Source organism: Marivita sp. (assembly GCF_020055635.1).
Taxonomy (GTDB): Bacteria; Pseudomonadota; Alphaproteobacteria; order Rhodobacterales; family Rhodobacteraceae; genus Marivita.
In genome coordinates, this window is the sequence record NZ_JAIPUT010000106.1 from 1 (window position 1) to 7,066 (window position 7,066).

Genomic DNA, 7,066 nt, shown 5'->3' on the forward strand with positions numbered 1-7,066 from the left:
ATCTGGCCCTCTTCAACCTGGCCATCGACAGCAAGCTGCGTGGCTGCGATCTGGTCAGGATGAAGGTCGTCGATGTCATGGCGTCCGGCCAGATCAAGGAACGCGCGTCGGTTCTGCAAAGCAAGACACAGAAGCCTGTCCGCTTTGAAATCTCCGAAGGCACTCGGGCCTCTCTCGATCGATGGATGCAGGACCCGTTGATGGTCGGGTCCGAACACCTTTGGCCTGGCCGGTTTCACGAACGGCTCCACATCTCGACCCGCAAGTATGCGCGAATTGTCCGGAAGTGGGTTGCCTCGATCGGCTTGGAGGCCAGCGCCTATGGCACACATTCGATGCGCCGGACCAAGGTCACACAGATTTACAAGAAGACTGGCAACCTCCGTGCGGTCCAGCTCCTGTTGGGTCACACGAAGATGGACAGCACCGTCAGGTATCTTGGCGTTGAGCTTGAAGATGCGTTGGCTATCGCCGAAGCTGTAGAAATCTAAACGAGAGGGCCGTCTTCCAGGACGGCCCCGATCTGCCCTCCGACGGCAGCAACCATGGCGCGCCGCGACTTTCGCATTGCGGTCATTCGTGCATCACGCAGCAATTCAAGGTCGCAAATAATGGTCGAGCATTTGGTTTTCCTTAGCTTTGGTTGCTTGTTTTCTGCTACGCCCTGCGAAGGCGCAAGAGAATGAATGTATCTCTATTTCTCGGCACCGGCGGCTTGCACCTGGAGTGACAGAAACGACTTTCACGCCGATGCTGACCGCCGATCCGGGCATTCGACAGGCCATATGCTTGATGCGGTGGAGGAAACGAAAGACTTCGCGAAAGCCAGGGGAGGAGCGCGCAGGCAATTGCTTTTTTTGACCAATAGCAAGCCATTCAAAACACCAAATAAATTCGAACAGCCTCGCAGCTTGTGAAGAATGAAAATGGGGCACGCCAATCGACGGGAACCGTGCCTGAAATCGACTGTCCGGTTAATGGATTACGCATAAGGCGCTTGACCGATTGTTGGGCGTCTGATCAACGAATCGTTTCCGCAACAGCGCAATCGTGGTTTGTTAGACCTCAAGTTGATTTCAACAATTCAAGTTCTACCCAAAAGGCAATTTTCATGTGCATGGTCTGTTGCGAGAGCATCGAAAGTGGCGCGGCGTTCATCAACCCGTGCCTGTGCGGAGCGCCGGAAACGCAAGCTGCGATGGACCGGATCGAGGCCGATATCTCGCGCCGCCAGTTTCTTGGCGGAACGGCCGCGGTCGTCGGGATGTTCGGAGGCTTCGGGCTTGCCCCGAAAGAGCTTCGCGCTCAGACGCCGGGCCGACCGACGCTTTTGACAAACCTGCGCTTTTTCGATGGCACCACTCTATCCATGCAGTCCGGCCGCGACATCCTGATCCAGGACGGGCGGATCGCTGCCCTCCCGACAGCCGGCACCGGTCCTGCCGACGCCGACGTGATCGATTGCGGCGGTCGCGCGGTCACGCCCGGCCTCATAGACTGCCACTGGCACGCGACCTTGGCGAGCGTCAGCCAGATCGCGGCGTTGACACAGGACATCGCCTTCGTCCATCTCGTTGCCGGACAGGAAGCTGGCGCGACGCTGATGCGCGGTTTCACAACCGTGCGCGACACCGGTGGGCCGGTCTTCGGCCTAAAACTGGCCATCGACCGGGGCGTTGTGACCGGGCCGCGCGTATTCCCGTCCGGCGCGATGATTTCGCAGACGTCCGGTCATGGCGACTTCCGGCTCCTGAGCACATTGCCTCGGATGGAAGGCGATTCCGACTATACAGAACGAGCCGGTGTCGCCGCCATCGCCGACGGTCGGGACGAGGTGCTTCGCCGCACACGTGAACAGCTGATGAAGGGCGCAAGCCAGATAAAGATCATGGCGGGCGGCGGCGTTTCGTCGATATACGATCCACTGGACACCGCCCAATTTCTGACTGAGGAGATGGACGCCGCCGTTCGCGCCGCTGCCGACTGGGGCACCTATGTCTGCGCTCATGTCTACACGCCAGAAGGCATCCAGCGGTCTTTGCGCGCTGGCGTGAAGTCGATCGAGCACGGGCAACTCGCCGACACGGAGACGATCCGCATGATGCGCGAAGAAGGCGCGTGGTGGTCGATCCAGCCTTTCCTTGCCGACGATGATGCGAACCCGCGCACGGACCCGATCCAGCGCGCCAAGCAATTGGAGGTTGCGCAAGGCACGGTACGTGCTTTCGAGGAAGGTCGTTCGGAAGGCGTCAACATGGCGTTTGGCACAGACATCCTGATGAACCCTGGAGGCTCGCGCAGCCAGGGACGGCAGCTCGCCAAGCTGACACGGTTCATGTCGCCACTCGAGGTGCTCAAGCTGGCCACAGGCAACGCCGGCGACCTGCTTGCCCTGTCCGGGCCCCGCGATCCCTACCAAGGGCGGCTTGGCGTGATTGCCGAGGGAGCCCTTGCCGACATCCTGGTCTGGGACGGCGACCCGGAAACGGATCTCGATTTCCTCGACGATCCTGCGGATTCCCTGCGCCTCGTCATGAAGGGCGGTCGCGTCTACAAGGAGCAACTCTGATGTCCCACAAATTCCTTTCTTCGGTATTCGCAGCAGCGACGGCCATTTTGGCTGTATCTTTTGCCGTTGCACCATCGTCTGCCCGTGCGCAGGAGTGGACAGGGCAGGCAACGATCTACGGTTGGGGGGCCGGGGTCGGCGGAGACTTCACGCCGCGCGCTGGCGCGCCAACTCTATCCTTCGACAAATCCCTTTCCGAGGTGTTGGAAGATCTCGACGCGGCCTTGTTCGTTACCGGACTGGCGCGGCGTGGCGATCTCGTGCTGTTCGGTGATTTTACCTACAGTTCCTCCTCGCGCGAGGGGCGTGTGCCCCCGGGAATTCCTGCTTCCGGTGAAGTGACGCTCAGAGCGTTGACACTTGCAGCTGGCAAGCGTTTCGACATCGACGGCGGCGCCACGATCGACGTGATGGGCGGATTGCGGGGATGGAGCCTCGACGGAAAGGTCTCCGTTCCGCTCGCGGGGGTCAGCCTCGCACCCGAGCAGACCTTCGTCGATCCCATCATCGCGCTCCGGGTCAATACGCCCTTGGCCGACAGATGGTCAGTTCTGAGTTATGTCGACATCGGCGGTTTCGGCGTCGGGTCCGAGATGACTTGGCAGGCGGCGATCACGGCAAATTACCAAGCCACTGAAAATGTTTATCTCTCGTTCGGCTATCGACATCTCTTTGTCGACTACCGCGATGGCGGCACCGAATTCGAGGGCAGCATGACCGGACCGCTTGCTGGCGTGACTTGGCGTTTCTGACCCAAAGCGTGCCGGCCTCATACCGCATTGACGCGTTCACCTGATCAAAACTGGAGAATGAAGTGGCCCGACACATGCCTGTTATCGCAGCACTGGCTGCGGCCCTGACACTGTCCGCTGCGCCGCTGGCCGAAGCCTGCACGCGCGCTGTCTATCTCGGCCCGGAGGACCGCGTCCTGACCGGCCGCAGCATGGACTGGAAGCTGCCAATGGTCAGTAACCTCTGGGTCATGCCGCGCGGCATCGAACGTCACGGCGCCGCCGGAGATCGGTCGGTGACGTGGACCGCGCTCTACGGCAGCCTTGCGGTGACGGGCTATGACATTTCCACAGCCGATGGCATGAACGAAGAAGGGCTTGTGGTGAACTTGCAATGGGAGGTCGAGGCGACGTACCCGGAAGATGACGGCACGACGCCGCGCATCTCGCTTTCCGTGTTCCCGCAATATATGCTCGACCGCTACGCCACCGTGGCCGAAGCGGTGGCCGATCTGCGCAACGACCCCGTCCTGGTGCAAGGCGGCGAAGTGCCGGTCGGACCGCCCGGCAAGGCGGCGACAGTGCATCTGTCGATGTCCGATGCGAGCGGCGACAGTGCCATTATCGAATTTGTCGATGGCGAGATGGTAATCTGGCATGACCGCAGCTACCAGGTCATGACCAACGAGCCGACATTCGAGCGGCAACTGGCGGTACGCGACTATTGGGACGGCGTGAACCCGCGCGAATTCCTGCCCGGCACGGTGCGTGCCTCCGACCGGTTCGTGCGTGCGAGCTTCTACATCAATGCGGTCGAACAAACGTCGGATGCGCGCCGCGCTGCGGCGGCTGTGTTCAGCGTGATCCGCCAGACATCCGTGCCCTGGGGTATCAGCATCGCCGACCAACCCAACCTGTCGACAACGCGGTGGCGGGTTGTGGCCGACCAAAAGGACCTGCGTTACTATGTAGAGTCTGTCACGTCTCCCAGCGTCTTCTGGGTGGATTTTGCCAATCTCGATTTCTCGGTCGGGGCGGACGTCATGAAGCTCGATCTGGGAATGGACATGGAGCGTGTCTTGTCCGGCGAGACGTCGGCCAGTTTCGAGCCGGCGGCTGCCTTCACCTTCCAACCGGCCGATTGAGTCGCCATCCATGTCAGAAACAGTCGGCAAAACGCCGCTCTGGACCATCTTGGCGCCACTCGCAACACTGGTGTTCATCGCGGTGGACATGATCTGGCTGAGCCAGCCGATGGCGGCATGGCAAATGCTGCCAGCCGCGGCGCTTCTATTTGCGACGGTGTTTGCTGCTGTTCATCATGCCGAGACAATCGCGCATCGTGTCGGCCAACCGTTCGGTTCCATCGTACTGGCGTTGGCCGTCACGGTCATCGAGGTTTCGTTGATCGTATCGCTCCTGCTGTCGGTGGCGGATGGCGGCGAGAGCACGGTGGCGCGTGACACGGTCTTTGCCGCACTCATGATTGTGCTGAATGGCATCGTCGGTCTGTGCCTGCTCATTGGGGGAATTCGGTATCACCGGCAGGCCGTGCAAGCTCACAGCGCGACCGCAGCGCTTGGAGTTCTTGGGACGCTGGCTGTTCTCGCGCTTGTCCTGCCCAATTACACGACGTCCACGCCCGGGCCGCTTTACGCACCCGCACAGCTGATCTTTGTCGCCGTCGTTTCCTTGGCGCTCTATGGTTTTTTCCTGCATGCGCAGACGGTCCGACACCGCGACGATTTTCGCGATCCGGCCGACGACGGCGTCAAGCAAGCACCGATCACGGGGCGGCTGTTCATTGGCGCGCTTGTGCTTCTGCCGCTGGCCCTTCTGGCAGTCGTGCTGCTGGCCGAAACTCTCGCAGTCCCTGTCGAGCATGGGATCGAAGCGGCGGGTCTTCCCGTCGCACTGGTAGGAGTCGCGATCGCCCTCGTTGTACTGATGCCCGAAGGCGTCGCCTCGATCCGCGCGGCAAGAGCCGACCGGCTCCAGACAAGCATCAACCTTGCCCTTGGCTCGGCTTTGGCCAGCTTGTGTCTGACCATTCCGACGGTGGCTCTGATCTCCCTCATGCGCGGGCAGGATCTTGTCCTCGGCCTCGAAGCGGAGCATATCGTACTGCTGTTGTTGAGCCTCTTCATGGCCACAGTCTCGCTCGCGACAGGACGGACCACGTCGCTTCAGGGCGGCATTCACCTTGTGATCTTCGGCGCCTTCCTGACCCTCTCGGCGGTACCCTGAGCGATCAGCGGGGCACCAGGTCGCGCAAATGCGCGACAAGCCGCGCCTCGTCGCCCGGCGTCCAGCCCTCGGGCGCCAAGGTGGCGGACCAGGCCGGGATGTAATCCCGGGCTACGTAGTCATGCCCGAATCCCAACGTGCCCAGTGCGACCGCCATGTCCAGCCCGACCTGAAACAGCGTCACAACAGGAATCCACCGCATTTCCGGCGACAGATCCGGCGCCCGTTCTCCGCTTAGCCATGCAGGGCGGGACCAGGCCAGAGACCAGTCGAAGAACACGATCGGATCGCTGCCATATTGAAGAAGAACGAACCGCATCGGCCCCCAGTCGGCATCAAAAGGTTCGAGCCCGCCGTGCTGGTTTGTCGTCCGGACCAACGAGCCGTTGCCGAACCTTGGACGCCATTCGGGGCTGGCGGCATGGCGTCTTGCCCGCACCATCTGCCAAAACTCGCTAAGATAGGGGGATCCGGTCCAGAGTGCGCCGTCGATCGGATCGGCATAGAGATCCAGCAGAGGTACGGTCTCTTGGGACAGGAAGGCGCCGAGGCTCAGACCATGCAGATAAAGTTGCGGGCGGTCTTCCGGCGCAAGCGCCGTCCAATGGCGGTAGACGATGTCGAAAAGCGCCTGCGCTTCGGACATTCCTGCCGTCGGATCGACGACCACCGACACCGGACTTGGCAGGTAGGAATACTGCACGGCAACAGTCGCCACGTCTCCGCGAGCCATGTAATCGAGCGTGTCCATGCTGCCAGGATCGAGCCAGCCTGAGCCCGTGGGCATGGCAATGACGAGGATCGCCCGGTCGAAACCATCGACACGCCGCAGTTCATCAAGGGCCAGTTGCGCGCGTGCTTCGGGCGTTATTGCGGCATTGAGGCCGATATAGACACGGATCGGATCGTGCGCCGGTTCGTCCCAGAAAGCCGCGATGTCTTCAGCCGATGGGCCAGAAGCCACGAAGACACGTCCCCAGCGCCCGAGATCTTCCCACGCGAGCAGAGAATTCGGTCCGCCGCTGTCAAAGGGCGATACTGGCGGCTCAAGGTCCGGAAGAACGATTGCGTCGGCGATCCGCGCACTGGCGTCGATGGTCCGCAGGGCTGCCCGGAAAGCGAAACCTTCAACCAGTGCAGCGAAGATCGCGACCGAAGCGACCAGTCCGGCAGCCTGCGCCAATCGTGGCGGAAGCACGTTCTGGCTGCGCCGCTGCCAAGTTCTCGCCAAGATCGCGAAGGTCCGCCCCGCGACCAGAAGACCAAGGAAGACCGCCCCCCCGATGACCGCAATGCGCAAAGGCGCGGTCGCGTCGATCGGAGCCAGGCCCCAAGCGGCAAGGATCGAATTCTGCCAGTCGGCGGCCTTCCACAGCGATGCTGCGACGACCGCCATCGCGAGACTGCCAAAGCCAAGCCGAATATTGCGCGACAGTGCCCGTGCGACCGGAACCCCAAGCCACTCCAGAAACTTGAACGCGAGCCACCAAACCAGATATCCGATACTTGCGACGACACC

The 7,066-nt window shown here is 61.5% G+C and carries 7 protein-coding genes; 6 read left to right on the forward strand and 1 reads right to left on the reverse strand.

The window, feature by feature from the left end; genetic code table 11:
• Positions 1-2 precede the first annotated feature (2 nt).
• The 6 genes from LCF60_RS22735 (at position 3) to LCF60_RS22760 (ending at position 5,547) form a co-directional block, all read left to right on the forward strand.
• Positions 3-491 (forward strand): tyrosine-type recombinase/integrase, encoded by a 489-nt coding sequence (locus tag LCF60_RS22735; protein ID WP_292294821.1) that lies wholly within the window; start codon positions 3-5, stop codon positions 489-491.
• A 195-nt stretch (positions 492-686) separates the two neighbouring features.
• Positions 687-917 carry a hypothetical protein gene (locus LCF60_RS22740; protein WP_292294822.1) on the forward strand — a complete coding sequence of 77 codons (231 nt, stop codon included), beginning with the start codon at positions 687-689 and terminating at the stop codon, positions 915-917.
• 194 nt (positions 918-1,111) lie between these two features.
• Positions 1,112-2,569, forward strand: a complete 1,458-nt coding sequence (locus LCF60_RS22745; protein WP_292294823.1) for an amidohydrolase family protein — start codon at positions 1,112-1,114, stop codon at positions 2,567-2,569.
• A complete protein-coding gene (locus tag LCF60_RS22750) occupies positions 2,569-3,321 on the forward strand; it encodes a hypothetical protein (RefSeq protein WP_292294824.1) in 753 nt (250 codons plus the stop codon). Before LCF60_RS22745 ends, LCF60_RS22750 begins: the two co-directional genes overlap by 1 nt.
• 74 nt (positions 3,322-3,395) lie before the next feature.
• A complete protein-coding gene (locus LCF60_RS22755) occupies positions 3,396-4,445 on the forward strand; it encodes a linear amide C-N hydrolase (RefSeq protein WP_292294825.1) in 1,050 nt (349 codons plus the stop codon).
• 10 nt (positions 4,446-4,455) lie between these two features.
• The gene (locus LCF60_RS22760; protein WP_292294826.1) at positions 4,456-5,547 is read left to right on the forward strand and encodes a calcium:proton antiporter; all 1,092 of its coding nucleotides are present in this window, start codon (positions 4,456-4,458) and stop codon (positions 5,545-5,547) included.
• Positions 5,548-5,551: 4 nt separating this feature from the next.
• On the opposite strand, the gene LCF60_RS22765 is transcribed toward LCF60_RS22760, so the two are convergent.
• Positions 5,552-7,066 (reverse strand): alpha/beta-hydrolase family protein (locus LCF60_RS22765; RefSeq protein ID WP_292294827.1); only part of this gene is annotated, 1,515 nt, incomplete at its 5' end.